At 31.4% G+C, this 19,562-nt stretch carries 18 protein-coding genes, 2 pseudogenes and 1 riboswitch; of the genes and pseudogenes, 17 read left to right on the top strand and 3 right to left on the bottom strand.

Features of this window, described 5'->3' with window-relative positions; translation table 11 throughout:
• Positions 1-25 precede the first annotated feature (25 nt).
• Positions 26-163: riboswitch (FMN riboswitch) on the top strand.
• 161 nt (positions 164-324) lie between these two features.
• Positions 325-894 carry an ECF transporter S component gene (locus tag BN349_RS09530; RefSeq protein ID WP_019242069.1) on the top strand — a complete coding sequence of 190 codons (570 nt, stop codon included), beginning with the start codon at positions 325-327 and terminating at the stop codon, positions 892-894.
• 229 nt (positions 895-1,123) lie between these two features.
• Here the strand turns inward: BN349_RS09530 and BN349_RS09525 are convergent, their stop codons facing one another.
• Positions 1,124-1,372: a ferredoxin gene (locus BN349_RS09525; protein WP_019242068.1), complete on the bottom strand. Its 249-nt coding sequence runs from the start codon at positions 1,370-1,372 to the stop codon at positions 1,124-1,126.
• Between the two features lie 253 nt (positions 1,373-1,625).
• Between BN349_RS09525 and BN349_RS09520 the strand changes: the two genes are divergently transcribed.
• The 10 genes from BN349_RS09520 to BN349_RS09475 all read left to right on the top strand — a co-directional run bounded on the left by BN349_RS09520 (position 1,626) and on the right by BN349_RS09475 (position 11,715).
• Positions 1,626-2,696: a helix-turn-helix domain-containing protein gene (locus tag BN349_RS09520; protein ID WP_019242067.1), complete on the top strand. Its 1,071-nt coding sequence runs from the start codon at positions 1,626-1,628 to the stop codon at positions 2,694-2,696.
• The gene (locus BN349_RS09515; protein ID WP_019242066.1) at positions 2,693-4,213 is read left to right on the top strand and encodes a RecQ family ATP-dependent DNA helicase; all 1,521 of its coding nucleotides are present in this window, start codon (positions 2,693-2,695) and stop codon (positions 4,211-4,213) included. The genes BN349_RS09520 and BN349_RS09515 overlap by 4 nt, the downstream gene beginning before the upstream one ends.
• Positions 4,200-4,793: a CPBP family intramembrane glutamic endopeptidase gene (locus BN349_RS09510; RefSeq protein WP_019242065.1), complete on the top strand. Its 594-nt coding sequence runs from the start codon at positions 4,200-4,202 to the stop codon at positions 4,791-4,793. The genes BN349_RS09515 and BN349_RS09510 overlap by 14 nt, the downstream gene beginning before the upstream one ends.
• A 78-nt stretch (positions 4,794-4,871) precedes the next feature.
• Positions 4,872-5,600 (top strand): LysM peptidoglycan-binding domain-containing protein, encoded by a 729-nt coding sequence (locus tag BN349_RS09505; RefSeq protein ID WP_019242064.1) that lies wholly within the window; start codon positions 4,872-4,874, stop codon positions 5,598-5,600.
• A gap of 76 nt (positions 5,601-5,676) precedes the next feature.
• Positions 5,677-6,138 (top strand): YpbF family protein, encoded by a 462-nt coding sequence (locus BN349_RS09500; protein WP_019242063.1) that lies wholly within the window; start codon positions 5,677-5,679, stop codon positions 6,136-6,138.
• A 21-nt stretch (positions 6,139-6,159) separates the two neighbouring features.
• Positions 6,160-6,792: a CBS domain-containing protein gene (locus BN349_RS09495; protein WP_019242062.1), complete on the top strand. Its 633-nt coding sequence runs from the start codon at positions 6,160-6,162 to the stop codon at positions 6,790-6,792.
• Between the two features lie 415 nt (positions 6,793-7,207).
• Positions 7,208-7,978 (top strand): metallophosphoesterase, encoded by a 771-nt coding sequence (locus BN349_RS09490; RefSeq protein WP_026089258.1) that lies wholly within the window; start codon positions 7,208-7,210, stop codon positions 7,976-7,978.
• A 404-nt stretch (positions 7,979-8,382) separates the two neighbouring features.
• Positions 8,383-8,964, top strand: coding sequence for an adaptor protein MecA (locus tag BN349_RS09485; RefSeq protein WP_019242060.1), 582 nt, complete (start codon positions 8,383-8,385; stop codon positions 8,962-8,964).
• A gap of 179 nt (positions 8,965-9,143) precedes the next feature.
• Positions 9,144-10,415 (top strand): Glu/Leu/Phe/Val family dehydrogenase, encoded by a 1,272-nt coding sequence (locus BN349_RS09480; RefSeq protein ID WP_019242059.1) that lies wholly within the window; start codon positions 9,144-9,146, stop codon positions 10,413-10,415.
• Between the two features lie 310 nt (positions 10,416-10,725).
• Complete coding sequence (locus BN349_RS09475; RefSeq protein WP_019242058.1) at positions 10,726-11,715, top strand: YpdA family putative bacillithiol disulfide reductase; 990 nt, start codon at positions 10,726-10,728, stop codon at positions 11,713-11,715.
• Between the two features lie 207 nt (positions 11,716-11,922).
• Here BN349_RS09475 and BN349_RS23735 read toward each other — a convergent pair.
• Positions 11,923-12,411 (bottom strand): annotated as a pseudogene (locus BN349_RS23735) (asparaginase); the annotation flags it as partial.
• A gap of 194 nt (positions 12,412-12,605) precedes the next feature.
• On the opposite strand from BN349_RS23735, the gene BN349_RS24860 reads away from it, so the two are divergent.
• The 4 genes from BN349_RS24860 (at position 12,606) to BN349_RS09450 (ending at position 16,773) form a co-directional block, all read left to right on the top strand.
• On the top strand, positions 12,606-13,550 hold the full coding sequence (locus BN349_RS24860; protein ID WP_019242056.1) for an ABC-three component system protein: 945 nt from the start codon (positions 12,606-12,608) through the stop codon (positions 13,548-13,550).
• A 31-nt stretch (positions 13,551-13,581) separates the two neighbouring features.
• Entirely contained in the window at positions 13,582-13,800 is a 219-nt protein-coding gene (locus BN349_RS09460; protein WP_148335222.1) for an ABC-three component system middle component 6, read from the top strand.
• Positions 13,791-15,521, top strand: coding sequence for a DUF2326 domain-containing protein (locus tag BN349_RS09455; RefSeq protein ID WP_019242054.1), 1,731 nt, complete (start codon positions 13,791-13,793; stop codon positions 15,519-15,521). The genes BN349_RS09460 and BN349_RS09455 overlap by 10 nt, the downstream gene beginning before the upstream one ends.
• 286 nt (positions 15,522-15,807) lie before the next feature.
• Entirely contained in the window at positions 15,808-16,773 is a 966-nt protein-coding gene (locus BN349_RS09450) for an asparaginase (protein ID WP_019242053.1), read from the top strand.
• A 486-nt stretch (positions 16,774-17,259) separates the two neighbouring features.
• On the opposite strand, the pseudogene BN349_RS23725 reads toward BN349_RS09450, so the two are convergent.
• A pseudogene (locus tag BN349_RS23725) lies at positions 17,260-17,751 on the bottom strand (asparaginase domain-containing protein); the annotation flags it as partial.
• Between the two features lie 173 nt (positions 17,752-17,924).
• Between BN349_RS23725 and prsW the strand changes: the two are divergent.
• Both prsW and sleB read left to right on the top strand, forming a co-directional pair.
• Entirely contained in the window at positions 17,925-18,593 is a 669-nt protein-coding gene (gene prsW / locus BN349_RS09440; protein ID WP_019242051.1) for a glutamic-type intramembrane protease PrsW, read from the top strand.
• 161 nt (positions 18,594-18,754) lie between these two features.
• Entirely contained in the window at positions 18,755-19,558 is an 804-nt protein-coding gene (gene sleB, locus BN349_RS09435) for a spore cortex-lytic enzyme (RefSeq protein WP_087960624.1), read from the top strand.
• Positions 19,559-19,562: the final 4 nt, after the last annotated feature.

Below are 19,562 nucleotides of genomic sequence, written 5' to 3'. Positions count from 1 at the left end.
TATAATTTAGGTATAAATTAAATAGATCTATCTTCGGGGCAGGGTGAAATTCCCGACCGGCGGTGATGAAGATGTTTTTCTAAGCCCGCGAGCTGTGATTTTTGCAGCAGGATTTGGTGTGATTCCAAAGCCGACAGTACAGTCTGGATGGGAGAAGGTGGAGGTTCGAGCGTTTGTTCTATTTTTATAATAGCTACAATAAACGTTTATTTGACCTTGGAATTTTTCTCCCTTTAGCGTATTTGCTAAGGGGTTTTTTAATGCCATTGTCAGAACCAATCCTCTTTTCGTGGAGTAGATCTCACAAAAGAAGGAGAGATTGAAATGAAGCAAGGAAATTTAAGAAAATTTGTAGCAATTGGGATGTTTAGTGGAATAGCGTATATTCTTTCGCTACTCAGTTTTCCATTCCCAGGGTTCCCACCGTTTTTAACAGTAGACTTCAGTGATATTCCAGCGGCTATTGGAGCGATTGTTTTTGGCCCTATAGCTGGTATTACGATTGAACTGTTAAAAAATATTTTAGATTATGCAATGACTGGAAGTGAATCAGGTGTCCCTATTGGACATATAGCGAATTTTATTGCGGGTATTGCATATGTATTGCCAACATACTACATTTACAAAAAAATCAGCTCTAAAAAAGGTTTGATTATTGGTTTAAGCGTAGCTACAGTTTTCATGGCAGTATTTATGTCGATTATGAATTACTTTTTCATTCTGCCAGCTTATGCACTATTTATGAATTTAAACTTCGGTGACGCTAAACAACTAATAGCTACAGGGATTTTACCATTTAATATAATAAAAGGTATTTTAGTGGCCATTGTATTTGTTTTGTTATTTGGGAAGCTACAAAATTGGTTAACAAAGCTTGTACCTGTAAAACAATAATATAATAAATATAAAAAAGGTATGGAGAAGACTTTTTCTCCATACCTTTTACTATTTGGTAGATTTCGGATATTCAAATAGAGAAATCTCTATAATGTATATAAAAGAAAAAAGACTATAGAAAAACTCAGAGAAATTCGAGTTTGTCTATAGTCTGAAACGGCGTATTTTATCGCCGTTTTTCTAATATGTTATTATCGTTGTGTGATAATTCACATATAATGGTTTATTATTCAAATTTTAATGCATCGCCATCAAATGGTTCATCAGCAATTTTGATTGATTCTGTTGGGCAACCTTCAAAGGCATCCATCATATCGTCTTCTAGCACATCAGGAATTTCAACAATACCTTGATTATCGTCTAGGGTTACAAATGCAATACCTTCATCATCGTAATCGTAGATATCTGGTGCTGCTGCTCCACAAGCTCCACAAGCGATACATGTATCTTTGTCGACAATAGTATACTTAGCCATAATATAACCTCCCCTTACTTATGTATTATAAACAGCTCTTACTTTTTCAGAAAGAAACCTTTTACTAAATCTTATTGTATACATCGCTGATTAACTTTTCAATAGTATTTCCATTATGAATTTGATTACACTTAAAAAGAGTGTAATTGGTATAAGCCACAAATTGGAATGATAAATGTTTTTCAGCAAGAAACGGCAAATTCTGATAAGATATAAGGTAGGAATAAGTATTATTATAGGAGTGTGATTCGAATTGTTATGCTCTTATCTTGAAGCGATTATTTTACACTGTTTATATAAAATTAATGAAGAAAGAACGGTATATTCAGTATATCATTTGATAAATGGCAAAAAATCCTCTCAGACTATACAAGACAGTCATATTTATAAAATTTCTCAATATTTTCGGGTTTATCCAATGCTTACACGTGACAAATTCCAACAGGTACTGACTCATCTGGATGAGGAAGGACTTCTATTATTTATTGATCGTGAAAAAGGGACATATAAATGTACGGTAAAAGGTAAAGAAGCTTTACAAATAGTTGAAATGACACATAGAAAGCTACCAAATATAAATGGTATACAATATCATATGCTAGCGCCATTGTTTTGGAGACGATTTTCTTTACTTTTTCAAGTTCTTTCTAACGCGGTCTATAATAATTCAAGATATTATTGTGTTCAACGAGATTTAGCGATTCAAAATTGGGTAAAGGTATATCTATCACAGAATAATAAAAAGAAAACTCTTGCAAAGGCTGTCCATGATGAGTTACACCGTTTGTTATCAGAACTCCCTAACAAACAAGCACAAATCTTTATGTTAAAACTTACTGGTTATGAAAGAATAGGGTATAGTGATCGACAAATTGCAGAATGTCTACAATTAAATGAAGAAGATATTTATTTTTATTTCATTGATACGTTGCATTTTTTATTGAATTCAGTGAAACAACTACGAAATGACTTCTCTACCTTATATTCTGTCTTTCATGATATTCAAGAAAATCATGCATTACCTGTTACGCAAAGCAGTTTAATTACATTAGGTTATTTAAGACAGGGATTAACTATAGATGAAATCTCAGCGGCAAGAAATTTGAAGAATAATACGATTGAGGACCATATTGTGGAGTTGGTACTTTACACAAATGAAGTAGACCTTTCTTCATATGTAAGTGATGCATTAGTGAAAGATATAATACAAGCGGCAATCAAATCGAAAACAAAGCAGCTAAGAATCATTAAAGGTGCACTATCTGAGCAAGTTAGTTATTTTCAAATTCGTCTAGCTCTAATAAAAGGAGGTTTGTTGTCTTGAATTTAGAAGAGCACTTATCCAAGTATTTTGGTTATGAATCCTTTCGAGATGGACAAGAAGAAACGATTCGTTCTATTTTAAATGGACAACATACACTAGCAATGCTAGCAACGGGTACCGGGAAATCAATTTGTTATCAACTTCCCGTGTATATTATGAAGAAACCGGCCATTATCATTTCTCCACTTGTCTCATTAATGCAAGACCAGGTAGAACAATTAAAGTTAAATGGAGAAAAAAGAGTAATTGCTATTAATTCCTTTTTAAGTCATGAAGAAAAGATGAAAGCATTCAGAAATATAAACAGTTATAACTTTATCTTTTTATCTCCTGAAATGCTCGCTTTTTCAAATATGATAGAGGTTCTGAAAAAAATTGATATTGGTTTATTTGTAGTGGATGAAGCTCATTGTATATCACAGTGGGGGTTTGATTTCCGACCAGATTATTTACGCATAGGAGAAATGAGAGAGCAGCTGAATAATCCTTTAACACTTGCATTAACGGCCACAGCAACGAAAGAAGTCCGTCAAGATATTCAACAGTTTTTACATCTCGAACAGGTGCATGAAGTAGTTACAACAGTTAATAGAAGTAATATTGGAATTTTTACGGAAACCTATGCTACTTATGAAGAAAAAGAAAAAAGAATGGTTGAATTGGTAACAAAGTTGAAAAAGCCAGGTATCATCTACTTCTCAAGTAAAAAAACAGCGGAGTTAGCCAGTGAGGTTCTACAAGCAAACGGTATAAAAGGTGTAGGCACTTATCATGCAGGAATAGATCAAGACCAAAGAGTACTCATACAGCAACAATTCTTGCAAAATCAGTTACAAGTTATTTGTGCGACCAGTGCTTTTGGAATGGGCATTAATAAGGAAAATGTTCGTTTTGTTATTCACTTCCATATGCCGACTAGTTTAGAAGCTTATTTACAAGAAATAGGTAGAGCTGGTCGTGACGGAAAACAAAGCGCTGCAGTTCTTTTGTATTGCCAAGGTGATGAAGGCTTACCACTTTTTCTACTTGAAAATGAAACCCCTTCTGAACAACAATTATCTCATTTGTTCGAAGAACTAGTTGCTCACTATGGTGAACAACTAGTAGATATATCGAGAAAAGAGTTACAAACGGTTATTTTAAGAATGGGGTTTACCGATAATCAAGAACGATTATTGAATTACGCCTTGGAACAAAGGAATGGAAATATTAAAGAAGCTATTCGCTTTTTAAGCAAACATATTGACGATGTTGTAGAAAAAAAACGAATTCAGTGGGCAAAATTTTATAATTGGCTTTTTCGAAAAGAGTGTTATCGAAAAGGGATTACAGAGTATTTTAATGAGCAGCCAACAATAGACCAAGAAATATGTTGTAGTAACTGTGACTGTAATCTTGAGATTTATTTCACAAATGGTGAAGAATATAATCCATTTCCTTATGAAGAAGAGTTAGATTGGCAAAAAGTATTATCTGATTTTCTACTAACGAAAGATGCTGAATATGATGAAAAATAAACAAGCGGAATTAATTAAAAACATGGATGATAAGGTTTTAGTATTAAATGTTTGGTTAACTCAATTAATCTTATTGGTCATTTCAGTCGTATTGGGATTTTTTTTATTTGATCATTTTAACGATTTTTGTTCACTTTTTGAGTGGAATGACCGAAATATTATTATATGGGGAGTATCTGTAGGAATAGGTATTGTATTAATAGATTTGCTACTAATGAAAATTATCCCTTCAAGCTGGTACGATGATGGAGGAATTAACGAGCGAATATTCAGCTCTTTGCCGATTTGGCATATCTTTCTCGTCACATTAGCAGTTGCTGTTGGAGAAGAGATTTTATTTCGTGGTGTTATTCAACACCACACGAATATTTGGATAGCAAGTATTATATTTGCTATAGTTCATTACCGATATCTATTTAAACCTTATCTATTTATAAATGTAACGGTTTTAAGTTTATTTATTGGGTTTATTTTTCAAGAAACGAATAATTTAATGGTTACTATTACAGCACATTTTTTAATAGACTTTCTTTTAGGTTTATATATAAGGTTGAATTATTTACATAAAATAAAGAATTAATGCTTAACGAGTATCACTGTATATCGTTGAGATAGAAAAGAATTATATTGGTAGAGTTAGAAAAAGTGAGGGATATATGTGAAAGATTTAGAGTATAAAGATCAAGCTGATTCTTTACGAAATGAAGTTAAATCAGCAGAAGAAGATACTTTTGAGTACAGTACTTCTTCATTACCTTCGAGAAAAGAAATACATAGTAAAAAGAAACAGAAGGTAGTTTGGAAAGTAAAATTTTCTTTAGTGAAAATTTTAGCGGTATTCTTTATTCTATTGATTATAACTACGTTTGCTATTTATTCTCATTTAACAAAAGGAAATAAATCAGACGGGATACTAGCGAATAGTAAACCAAGTTATTCAGAAGAAATAAAAGGGTATGATTCGTATGATAGTGAAGATAAAGAAAGTATCGTTACGGATGATGAAGAAGAGCAAGATAAAAAACCTGAAAAAGTTGAAAATAATAAGACGCAAGTCAATAAGCAAGAAGAAGATCCTAAGAATAGTCAAGCAACAAAAGATACTGAATCAAATCCTTCTAAACCAGCAGTAACGGAACCAAAGGAAACCAATAAGGTGAGTAAGCCAACGACAAATACAAATAAGGTAGAAGATAAAAAAGAAGAAAGTCAAGAAAGCAATAAGGGGAAGGTAGTTCAACATACAGTACAGCCTTCGGAAACTGTATACCGAATTGCTATGAAATATTATTCTTCAACATCTGGTATTGAAAAAATTAAGCAATACAATGGTTTGAAAGATAATAATATTCATGTTGGACAGGTATTACAAATTCCACTAGATTAGGAAAAATAAAATTTGGTTCTGCAAAAGGGCTTATCCTCATACACTTTGTATTGAAAGTAGTAGGAGGTGAGTGTTTTTGGATCAGACAATTGTTGCATTGGATAATCAAATAACAGACCAAGCTACCAAAAGAATGTTGCAAAATGTTATCGATCGAAAAAGAAAGTTCGATTTACTAAAGAAAAAGCATTTTTGGACAACAATAGTTGCTTTAGTTCTTGGTTTGTTATTTGTTATTTATATGTATTATTTGGTTGTACAACCTTATTCATACTCGTTTTTTGATATGTTGACATTTTTTATCAATAAATCTAATTCTCTCCTATATTGTGGTGTAGTAGTTGGCTGTTATGGGTATATGTTAGTACTTAAAAAAAAGACAGATAAAGCTGAAAAAGAATATCATGCACTTCGGTGTGAAATTGTAGATCGAAGTAAGGATTTATGGAAACAAGAGTACGCATGGAAGGAAAGACATAAAATTTTTTTAATTATGAAAGAAAAATATGATATTAATCTCTTTCATGAAAATAAATAAATTAAGAGAAGGAGCCACCATATGTTTGTAAAAAGTATCATGATTCCGAAATTCAAATGTTATTTTGTCACCGTAGAAGATACTCTCGAGTATACTTTACAAACCCTTGAAAAGAATGGTGTTGATGGTGTACCTGTTTTAAAAGATCAGCAATACGCAGGTATTGTAACTCGTAACAGTATTTATAAGCATTATTTTGAAACTGGTGGAAACCGAGATTTGTATTTAACAAGCACAAAAGCAGGTGAAATTGCCACCCATAAGGATGATGTGCTTAAAGGCGATGAAATAATGGAAAAAACATTGCTAAAATTAAAGCAATTTCCATTATTAGCTGTAGTTGATGAGCAAAATGTATTTTTAGGAGTGGTTACTCGTTTTGATGTATTAGAGCAATTCCAAAGTGCCTTTGGAATGCAAAAGAAAGGTATTCGAATTGCTTTTACTTCAGTAGAAACTGAAGGAAGAATTGCTAAATTAGCTGAAATCACTCGTCATTATCATGAGCATATTATATCATTAGTTACCTTCGATGAAAGCGATCAATTATTACGACGAATTGTTATGAAAATTGAGCCGACTTCCAATTTAGAAAAGTTTACAAAAAAACTAGAAGAGTCAGGATTCCGAATTTTAGATATAACAAAAGATTAATATATACATAATACAAAGCGTAGGGCCTCCAAAAAGTGATTAGAAATCACTTTTTGGAGGCCTATGCTTTATTATGGAGGTCGATTTTTGAGTCACTTGATTTGTTCATGTTTTATGCATTTCTTTAATAAAGCTGATGTTATGTATTTTAGATAGTGATCAACATCTATTTTAAGATTTTTACTAATAATTAGGAGGTATTCTAAAAAAGAAAAAACACTCATAGAACGATCTTTTTAAATTAGGATTTATTGGACAGCTCTTTTTTCTATTAATAATAAGAAGGCAGGTCAAGATCTCAGTAGCGGATTGTTAGTGAGAGATAGTTTGCATACAATCAAATATATTTTTCCAAATACTTGTGGTATGATTTTTCTATGTCTTTTCATTTAATTCGTAAATACAAGGAGTTTTTATGTTGTATATTGTGTTATTGTTTGTTTTTCTATTACTCTTATTACTTGTTTATATGTGGAGTTTAGCGAATGAAAACAATGTAATTAAACATGAAATAGTGTTTGATGAGTTGCCGAATAGCTTCGGAACAATTCGTATATTTTTTATTTCTGATATTCATAAACGTATGGTTAATAATGAGGTTATAGAAAAGACAAAAGGAAAAGTTGATCTGGTTATTATAGGTGGAGATTTGGCTGAAAAAGGAGTACCTTTTTCAAGAATTGAAGCTAATATCAAAAAACTAAGAGGGTTAGCTCCTTGTTATTTTGTTTGGGGTAATAATGATTATGAACTAGATTATCATCAACTTGATGCCACGTTGTTAAGTTTGGGCGTCAAGGTTTTAGATAATACAGCGGTATTGTTTGAGTCAAACACTGGTGATAAATTATCGTTGTTAGGTGTAGATTATTATAATCATCAAAGAGATCGATTAGATTTAGCATTGAGTGATAGTGACCCTACAGCATTTAAGATTTTAGCTAGTCATTGTCCTAGAATTGTCAAAAAAATTAAAGAAGAACATCAAATTTCTCTTGTCCTAAGTGGACACACTCATGGAGGACAAATTCGAATATTCGGATTAGGTCGATATAAAAAAGGTGGTATTGTGAAAAAAGGACGTACCGTTGTTTTAACGAGTAATGGATATGGTACTAGTTTGGTTCCGTTCCGATTAGGTGCGAAATCAGAAACGCATCTAATAAATATATCATCGAGTAAATGAGTGGCAGTTGCAGTTTGATTCTAAACTTATATAGCAGTCGGGAATTCCAAATGTTTATCTTGTGTAAGATAAGATTCTCTCTTACTATTGTTTCGGAATAATGAAAATCTCAGATTGTAGCAACTTGAATTTCTTCGAGTTGTCTACAGTCTTTTTTCTTTTACATGATGATATTGATAAGTTTGTTGATATCTGCTACGAGCGGACTTTTTCGTGGGTATGAACGAGCGCGAAAGGAGATCGACTGTCCCTGCTTTCTGATTCATTCAACTGATTTATGTTTCTGATTATTTCTATTTTCGTATCTTAAGTTACGGTTGGTTTTTCTAAAAGGATATGCACAGGAAATAGGATGTTTCATATGATGATGTAGGGAAAATGTTTTCATCGTAGGAGGCATTTAAGTGATAGTAGAAAGATTGGAAGAAAATAAAATAAAAATGGTTTTAACGAATGAAGATTTGTTTGAAAATGGATTAACCGTTGAAGACATCAAATCAAATTGTATAAAAATTCATGTGATTATTCAAAGATTGGTAGAAAAAGCATGCGATGAGCTTGAGTTTAAAATGAGTGGTGCTATTGAAATTGAAATTTATTCTTTGCAAGCCCAAGGAATCATTATGATTATTACAAGAGATGAGTATTTAAATTGCTTGGCTGATGACGATTTATTAGATTTACAAGTAATGATGGAGAATAGGCAGCAAATGATTTATAAACTCGAATACTTTGAGGACCTGATTCAATTGTGTCAGGAACTAAAAAATATGAATTTAATTTGTGATAGTGTCATTCTTTATTATAAACATGCTTATTTTATATCGATTAAAAATATTGGATTGCATCAATACGATAAAATGCATTTAATTCTATCAGAATACGGAGAAAAAAGTTCCTTATCTGATGTTTACTTACAGGAAAATGGAAAAGAAATAATATCGAGTCAAGCGATACAATGGATGAATATTTATTTCCCAAACTGAAAATTTATGTGTTTTGGTTGGATTTTTTTATGAGAGAGAGCGTTTATGATAATTATTCGAAATAACCATTTATTTCATAATATTCGTATTCTTACTTCAATTTTCAATTTTTGAAGTGTATACTAACACTGTGAAATAGAATATTTCAATTTAAATAAGTCTCTCTAGGAGGTCCATAAATGGTTTCCGAAAATAGTGCTGAATCAAACAAAAAAATGAACAATGTGCTTACCTCAACCCAGACTGTTATCCATCAGGCTCTTGAAAAATTAGGTTACCCTGATGAAGTTTATGAGCTATTGAAAGAACCTTTAAGAATGTTGACGGTTAAGATACCTGTAAAAATGGATGATGGTAAAGTTAAAATTTTTACCGGTTATCGTGCGCAACATAATGACTCTGTTGGTCCTACAAAAGGCGGAATAAGATTTCATCCAGAAGTAACTGAGACAGAGGTTAAAGCTTTATCGATTTGGATGAGTTTAAAATGTGGAATTGTAGATTTACCATACGGTGGTGGGAAAGGTGGGATCATTTGTGATCCTCGAACAATGTCCTTTAATGAATTGGAGAAACTAAGTAGAGGATATGTTCGTGCAATAAGTCAAATCGTTGGTCCAACTAAAGATATACCAGCTCCGGATGTTTTTACAAATTCACAAATTATGGCCTGGATGATGGATGAATACAGTAGAATAGATGAGTTTAACTCTCCTGGCTTTATTACAGGAAAACCTTTAGTGCTTGGAGGCTCTCATGGTAGAGAATCTGCTACTGCTAAAGGAGTAACCATATGTATTAATGAGGCTGCCAAAAAAAGAGGGATGGAAATAAAAGGGGCAAAAGTGATTGTTCAAGGATTTGGCAATGCTGGTAGCTTTTTATCGAAATTTCTATATGACGCTGGAGCAATAGTTGTTGGTATTTCTGATGCTTACGGAGCACTTTATGATCCAAATGGTTTAGATATTGATTATTTGTTGGATCGTAGAGATAGTTTTGGAACGGTTACAAAATTGTTTAACCATACATTAACGAATCGAGAACTACTTGAGCTAGATTGTGATATTTTGGTTCCAGCTGCTATTGAAAATCAAATAACGGAAGAAAATGCTCATAATATTAAAGCAAAAATAGTGGTGGAAGCAGCTAATGGTCCAACAACTCTGGAAGCGACACAAATATTAACAGATCGTGATATTTTATTAGTGCCAGATGTATTAGCATCTTCAGGTGGAGTCACAGTTTCTTACTTTGAGTGGGTACAAAATAATCAAGGATATTATTGGTCCGAACAAGAAGTCGAAGAAAAATTAGAAAAGATATTAGTTAAATCTTTTGACACCATTTATCAAACAGCACAAAATAGACGAGTAGACATGCGCTTAGCGGCATATATGGTAGGAGTAAGAAAGATGGCTGAAGCATCTCGTTTTCGTGGATGGATTTAACAAATTTTCGATTTTCATATGTTTTTTATTGAATTATATTACGAAAACTTCTATCTTTAAGGTAGAAGTTTTTCTTATACATAGTAAAAAAGTAATTGTTTGTAGGAAAAATTGCCGTTTCAAAAGATCAAAAATGTCGAATTATAAAGTTTGAATTTCTCTATGTGGATTTCAAGTTTTAATCGTAATGGTAAGCCTATGTATCCGGATGACATAGTGCTTTCATTTTTGTTCTTTAATGAAATCATTGGTAGGATTAAGTATATATTTAATGGTAAATTCTATAAGTGTCATGTAAGGAGAGGTTTGTATGCTTAAGAAAGAAGCAATCGTAATAGGAGGAGGCCCTTGTGGCTTGTCAACAGCAATTGCCTTACAGGAAATAGGTATGAATCCTTTAGTTATTGAAAAGGGCAATGTGGTAAATTCTCTATATAATTATCCGACACATCAAACTTTTTTTAGTTCTAGCGAAAAGCTTGAAATTGGCAATGTTGCATTTATTACGGAAAATCGTAAGCCAGTTAGAAACCAAGCTTTAGCCTATTACCGTGAAGTGGTTATAAGAAAAAATATAAATGTACATGCTTTTGAAAGAGTGGAGAAAGTAGAAAAGAATGGAAATGGTACTTTTATTGTTACAACGAGTAAAGAACAATATGAAACGCCATATGTTGTAGTAGCTACTGGTTATTATGACCAGCCGAATTTATTAAATGTACCTGGGGAAAATTTACCTCATGTATTTCATTATTTTAAAGAAGCACATCCGTATTTTGACTGTAATGTTACGGTATTAGGCGGAAAAAATTCTAGTGTAGATGCGGCCTTAGAGCTTGTAAAAGCTGGTGCGAGGGTTACGGTACTATATCGAGGTAGTGAGTATTCTAAAAGCGTGAAACCTTGGATTTTGCCAGAGTTTGAAGCGCTTGTTAGAAATGGTACGATTAAAATGGAATTTAATGCTGAAGTTAAATCGATTTCAGAAGGTCATGTAGTATATACGGTGAATAAAGCAGTTGAAAAACAAATTGTTGCACAATTTGTTTTTGCGATGATTGGCTATCATCCTGATCATCAATTTTTGAAAAATATGGGCGTTCTGATTGATGAGGAAAGTGGTAGACCTTGTTTTAATCAGGAAACGATGGAAACGAATGTATCAGGCTTATTTATAGCTGGTGTGATAGCAGCTGGTAATAATGCGAATGAAATTTTTATTGAAAATGGAAGATTTCATGGTGAACTGATTGCTAAACGTATTGACGAAAGTAAGCAAGCTGAATCATGTAAAAATTAATCTGGGATTTCATTAATAATACAATTAGAAAAGGTGTCCATTTATTCAATAGATGGACACCTCTTTTTATATACATGGACAACTAAGCTGTTGAAACAGCCTATTGAAAATCAAATTGAAGGTTTTAACTTGTTATTATTAGGAATGAAATCTTAAAATATAAATTAACTGATTTAATTAAAAAAAGCTATTTTTAATCTATGAATTTTAGCTATTGAATAGCTTATCAATATTTTGAGTATTGCCTTCTTCTAAGATTGCTAATAATTTCAAACGAGCTTTTTGACCATTTAATCCATTAGAGAAAATGACACCTAACTGTTTCAAATGTTTTCCTCCGCCTTCATATCCGTAAACATCCTGTGTAATACCATTAAAACATCTAGAAACAATAACGACTGGAATATTTTTATCGAGTAAGGATTGTATTCCTGGTAATGTTTTCGGAGGTAAGTTACCTTGGCCAAGAGCTTCAATAATTAGTCCGTCAATTTGTAATTGGTTTAAAGCATCAAGGATTGTAGAATCCATTCCTGCATATGCTTTTAGCAGAGGAACGTTTTTCGTAATGCTATGGACATTAAATTTTCTCGAAAGAATTGGTAGGTGGTGAAAGACGATTCCTCTTTTTGTCACAATTCCAATTGGTCCATATTGTGGACTTTGGAAGGTGGAAACGTTACTACTATGTGCTTTTTAAGACATATATAGCATAAGAAGTTAAGTCGGCCTATCCCCAAGAAAGAAAATAATGAATAACAAACAATGTTTTGAAGGAATAATCTCTCTGTATTAGTTATCATGCATTTTAAAAAAGTTTGAAAAAATGTTAAATAGTGCTAATATATTATATGATAATTTCGAAAATTCTACTATTAAGGTGGATATAAATGAAACCAACTGAAAAATATATAGCTAAAGTACTATTTAAATTAAAAGTCCATGAGAATGATGGACAATCATTTGAAAATCTTTTTTCGAACATTATGATCAGGCATAATGAAAATTTTAGAAAAGTTAAACCTTATGGCAATATAGGTGATAGAAAAAATGATGGTTTTGATAAAACTAAAGGGATATATTATCAGGTTTTTGCACCAGAAAATATTGAAAAAACTAGAACAGTTAGTGATGCAGTAAAAAAATTAAATGATGATTTTGAAGGATTAAAAGAATATTGGGATGATGTATGCAAAATCCAAGAGTTTTATTATGTAGTAAATGACAAATTTAAAGGTCTTCCTCCAACTGTGGAGAAAGAAATTATCGTGTTAGGTAATTCGAATCCAGGTGTTATCTGTGATACCTTTCCAGCAAATAGTTTAGAAGTGATATTTTTAAGTTTGGGAGAAGAAGATATTATTGATATTGTTGGTATTCTACCTAATGATGAAATTAGTTTTATAGATTATCATTTCTTGAATGAGGCAATAGATTTTCTCATGAATTCTGAAAGTGATTTTTCTCCAGATGCTTATGTAGAAGATCCTGATTTTGAAAAGAAAATCATATTTAATAATTTGGGTTCTACATGTAAAAATATGTTGAATGTAGCCAGTTATCAGATAGGTGATTTGGAAGCGTATTTTATGGAAAATGGAGATTATGTTAAAGAAGAACTAAAGAAACGGTTTAGATTACTGTATAATCAATCAAAGGACATGATTACTGAAGAAATGGAAAACTACGCTGATCAGAGGTTTTTTTATATTCTTAAAAATGCATCACCTAATGGGAAAAAAGCAGTAAAAGACGCAGTGTTAGTTCTAATGGCTTTTTATTTTGAGTCATGTGATATTTTTGAAATACCTGAAGATGAAGAAGTAGAGGTGTAATCGGGTGATTTTACCACAGAAGCATATAAAAATGTCTGAGTCAATTTTTGGTTTAGGTGGCTTTATAATTGGATTAATTAACAAACCTAAGCGTTTTGATGAGTTATGGATTGACTTTCAAAAAATAAATAATACAAATTATTTACCTTCACAACATAATTTAGATAACTTTTTACTAGCTTTAAACTTCTTATATATAATAGGTGCGATAAATGAAAATGAAAGGGGGTATATAGAATTATGCGATTAATTAGTTTAAGTTCAAATAAGAATTCCTTTCATGAAATCAAATTTAAAGAAGGATTAAATTTAATTATAGGAAAACAAGCAAATCCAGAGGATAAAAATAAAAAAAATACATATAACGGTGTAGGTAAATCCTTGATGATATACCTTATCCATTTTTGTTTAGGTTCTAATAAAATTGCTGCTTTTGAAGAAAAGCTACCTGGTTGGGAATTTATATTAGAGTTTTCTATTGATAATGATCTTTATAAAACAGTTCGAAATACATCTAAACAAAATAGAATAATCTTAAATGGAGATAACCTAACTTTAAAAAAATTCCGTACTATTATGGCAGAAAAAGTGTTTGGGTTAGACGATACGATAAAATATTTAACTTTTAACACTTTATTTCCTCGATTTATTCGTAGAGATAGAGAATGTTATGTAAGGTATGATGAATTTATTAAAGATGAACAAGATTATGGGAAGGTTTTGAATAATTCTTACCTTCTCGGTCTAGAATCGAAATTAGTTACTGAAAAACAAAGGCTTAGGAGTCTATTTAATAAAACCAAAGACTTAAAAGCAGGTATAGAAGATGATCCAATAATTAGAGAACATTTCAGTAATAATGAGGATACTGAAATTGAAATTTTAGATTTGGAATATAATATTAAAAAATTAGAAGATGAAATATCTGAATATAAAATATCAAGTAATTACAATGAAATAGAGAAAGAGGCAGACGAAATAAAATATTCCTTGAAGGAATTAGAAAATAAAAGAGTGTTAATTAACAACCATATTAGAAGCATAAATAAATCTTTAGACATTCGGCCAGATCTTTCTGAACAGAAAGTAATTAATTTATATAAGCAATCATTAATAGAAGTACCAGAAATGGTAGTTAAAAAAATAGAAGAAGCTGTTAATTTTCAAAAGAATCTTTTAAAAAATCGTAATCAAAGGCTTGTTAAAGAAATATTAAAGAAACAAGAAGAATTGAAACAGATAGAAATTGAAATGGCGGAAACAGGAATAAAGATGGATCAAATTCTAAGTTTTCTCGATACCCATGGTGCCTTGGATAATTTTAATGCTCTTAATAAAAAGCTAAATGAAATGAAAAACAAACTCAATCGTCTTAATGAATATCAAGAGATACTTCGAACATATAAAAAGAAATTAAAAAATGTTCAAACAGATATGGTAAGTGAAAATGACAAAGTAGATACATATTTGGAGAATATTTCACAATTACTAGAGGAGATTATGACAACCTTTCGAGATCTTTCGAAGGAATTTTATGATAAAAAGCCTGGAGGATTAACAATTAGGAATAATGAAGGTGATAATACTATCAGATTTGACATCATAGCTAAGATTCAAGATGATTCATCTGATGGTGTTAATGAAGTTAAAATATTCTGTTTTGACATGACTCTTTTACTTTTGAAGCAAAATCATAAGTTTGGTTTTTTATTTCACGATAGTCGTTTATTTAGTAATATGGATCCTAGGCAAAGATATACGTTATTTAAAGTTGCACACGAAAAAGTTTCTGCTAAAGGGTTACAATATATAGCTACCATTAATGAAGATACATTATTATCTTTTAAAGACTTAATGACTTCAGAAGAATACCAGCAAATTATAAAAGATAACACAAGACTAGTATTAACGGATGAATCTGATAAGAGTAAATTATTAGGTATACAAGTTGACATGAATTATGAGAAGTAACAGTAGAGATGAAAAGTAGAAAATATAAAGTTATTGATTTGATTTTTACCAGACTAAGGATTATTAAGATAACAAATGATTTAGGTATAATTATTATTATTATTATTATCAAGTCACTATCTATATAAAATGAAGTATGCTGAAGAGACCAGAATTTGGTCTTTTTCTATAATATTTTATTTAAATTATTATAGAAAACATAGGTGTACATTGATTTGAGGAAAATGTTTTACATATTTATTTCAAGTAAATCTTATAGTAATATTATTGGATATGAGGTGAAAAAATGTCTAAAAAAATTACAATTATTACAACTGGTGGAACAATAGCAAGTAAGGAAGTAGAAAAAGGATTATTAAAATCAGGAGCAATAAGCGGTGAAGAGTTAGCTTCTATGTGTGACCTTCCTCAAGGATATCAGATTAAAATAATTGATTTGTTACAGTTACCATCCATGCACATTGATTTTGAAGCAATGGTTAAAATTAAGCAAGAAATTGAAAAAGAATTTAAAGATAATAACGTTGATGGAATTGTAGTTACTCATGGTACTGACAGCTTAGAGGAAACAGCTTATTTCTTGGATATAACAATTAACGATCATAGACCTGTTGTTGTAACAGGATCACAGCGTTCTCCTGCGGAAGTGGGAACAGATGTATTCTCTAATTTGAAAAATTCTATTTATGCTGCTTCAAGTGAATTGCTACATGATGCAGGAGCAGTTGTTGTATTTAATGAACGTATATATTCAGCAAAGTATGTTAAAAAGGTTCATGCTTCAAATTTACAAGGTTTTGAATCATTTGGATATGGTTATCTAGGCATTATTGATAATGATGTTGTAAGTGTTTATCAAAAGCCAATTAGAAAAGATAATTTTAACATATCAAGTGATTTACCACGAGTTGATATTATTAAATGCCACACAGGATCAGACAGTATATTTATTGAAGCATCTGTTCAAGCTGGTACAAAAGGAATAGTACTTGAAGGTGTAGGTAGAGGGCAAGTTACACCAACAATGATGGAAGCAATCAAAAAATACGCAAATGAAATAACTTTTGTCGTTACTACAAGTGCGGAAGAAGGTAAAGTATATCCTTCATATGGTTATAAAGGTAGTGCAAATGATCTCAAAGAAAATGGAGTTATTCTTGGAGAGGACTACGATAGCAAAAAAGCACGAATCAAATTAGCTGTTATTTTAGCAAGTAAAAGTACAGTTAACCAAAAGGATTTCCAATACTAAAGAGGAGTTTTTAAAGCCATTCATTAATTTGAGTGGCTTTTTCTACGAGTGTAATATTATTTTTCTATTTTCGTATGTATTACATTTATTAGGGAATTAAGAAATAGTATGCATCTATAGAGGGCTATTATCACTGTTTCTTAATATAATAGCGCAACATGAATTAAATAAGGACATATTCATATTTTTAATTGTACAGTTATCTTGCTGTTTTCACGGAATGAAAGAAAGTAATTTAGTGTTAGTGAATGTTTGATAATGATCAATGGTCACCTTTATTGGTGGCCTTTTAAATTTTAGAGGAAAAGTTGATGCGCATAGATTCATTATTCTATCTGGCTATATAAACTTAAGGAAAATAGTGTTTATGTGTGTAATATTTTAACGTTCTTTTCAAAAATAATAAATTAGTCTATAGCTTGAAAAAATGATTAATACATAGACTAAATTAACGGTTTAATAATGTGTCATAAAATAGTTTCATCTATGTGTTTTTGTAACATTAATAGCCGTGTGGATTTCATCATTTAATACAACGAGCACACCTTTATTATGTGCTTGTTCACAACAAGCAACGCGAATGGCTGAAACGAAGTTATGTAAGCCGTCAAATCCAATTTCATTACTCGAGCGCATAGCGCCTGTTAATACTATTGGAATTGTTGTGTCAATTAACAAATCTAAAAAATAAGCCGTTTCTTCTAAAGTATCAGTTCCATGAGAAATAACTACACCATCAATTGTTGTTTCTTCCATCTTTTTAAGTATAATGTCACGAATGATAAGCATTTCGTTAGGCGTTATATGAGGAGAAGGCAATGAAAAGGGTTCCTCAATAATTAATGAAACAGTTTCTTGTAACTCGACGGGAGCAATGGATATAGGATTTTTTTCTGAGGGCTTAACAGCACCTGTTTCTTTATCTTCAAACATGGATATTGTTCCACCAGTGTGAATCGTTAGGATATTTTTTTTCATAACAATCCTCCTTTTACATAATAAATAGTTACTGAAAAAATGGATAACAAAGAAATGTAAACATAGTTTTCTAATAAATGCAATGAACTTCTTATAATTTGCCTCTAAAGAGTACTGCATTTTTTAGAATATCGTGATACGATTATATAAAAATAAAGAAAAGAGGTCAGCAAATGCTGGTCATTATTACAGCTGGTATTGCTCCTGGCCTAGCATTACTAAGCTATTTTTATTTGCGTGATTATTATGGAACGGAGCCCATACTTATTGTATTAAGAACGTTTCTACTTGGGGCTATTCTTGTTTTTCCTATTATGTTTATTCAATATATATTGGAAGTTGAACATATCATCACTAGTGATTTAATTTCCTCTTTTGTTGCAACAGGTTTTTTAGAGGAATTTTTTAAGTGGTTTATTATCATGTACACTATTTATTATCATGCCTCTTTTGATGAGCCTTATGATGGAATAGTTTATGGATCAGCAGTATCATTAGGTTTTGCAACGACAGAAAATATTTTTTACTTAGTAGCTAATGGTGTAGAATATGCATTTGGTCGTGCATTGCTACCTGTTTCAAGTCATGCTTTATTTGGTGTGATTATGGGCTATTATTTTGGTAAAGGGAAATTTACAAAGGAAAAGAATAATAAGTATCTTTTTCTAGCTTTCTTTATCCCATATAATTTACATGGTCTTTATGACTATATTTTATTAAAGCAATTCTATTGGTTATATTTTATCGTTCCGTTTATGATCTTTCTTTGGTGGTTTGGACTTCGAAAAATTAAGAAAGCAAGACAGCTTTCTGATATACACGCTTCTGAAATGATGAATTAAAACTATGCTTTCGCAATTGAAAAGCATAGTTTTTTTATTTGGAATAAAAATCACTAGATTGAAAACACTAGGGTTACTTCCATTTTTTAAGTTAGGAGTGTTATTGCTTGAGAAAAAAAATCTTAAACGGTTATGCCGTTGCTATTGCATCAATACTTGTCATGTTGTTTACAGCATTTCCAACTAATGTACATGGATTCACAGAGCAAGTAATCCAGAAGGGAGCGGTTGGTGATGACGTAATTGAATTACAAGCTAGGTTACAAAATATCGGCTTTTATAATGGGAAAATTGATGGAGTCTTTGGTTGGGGCACTTATTGGGCATTACGAAATTTCCAATATGAATTTGGAATGCCAATTGATGGCTTAGCTGGTGAAAAAACAAAAAGTAAACTGGTTAAAGCATCAAATTTCAATAAAGAATGGGTACATGAACAAATAAATAAAGGAAATACTTTTACGTATTATGGAAACGTTCCAATCGAAAAACAAGTGAAGCAGAATAATCAAAAAGCGACTCAAAAATCAAATAAGAACAATAATGTCGCTAAAAAAGAGACGAATACTAATACGCAAAAGACAAAAACAGGCAATGTGCCTAATGGTTTTTCAAATAATGATATTAATTTATTAGCACAAGCTGTATATGGAGAAGCACGAGGAGAGCCGTACGAGGGACAAGTTGCTGTTGCAGCTGTCATTTTAAATCGTCTGGAAAGCCCTTCGTTCCCTAATACAGTCTCTGGTATCATATTTGAACCTCTTGCCTTTACTGCTGTTGCAGATGGACAAATTAACCTTACACCTAATGAAACTGCTAGGAAAGCTGTTATTGACGCGATTAATGGGATGGATCCATCAGGTAATGCGACCTATTATTTTAATCCGGAAACAGCTACTAGTAAGTGGATTTGGTCACGTCCACAAATCAAAAAAATTGGTAAACATATATTCTGTGAATAGAAAG

It is taken from the genome of Bacillus sp. AP8, assembly GCF_000321185.1.
Classification (GTDB): domain Bacteria; phylum Bacillota; class Bacilli; order Bacillales; family DSM-1321; genus Bacillus_AD; species Bacillus_AD massilioanorexius.
This window is presented reverse-complemented; position numbering and strand designations above follow the sequence as displayed.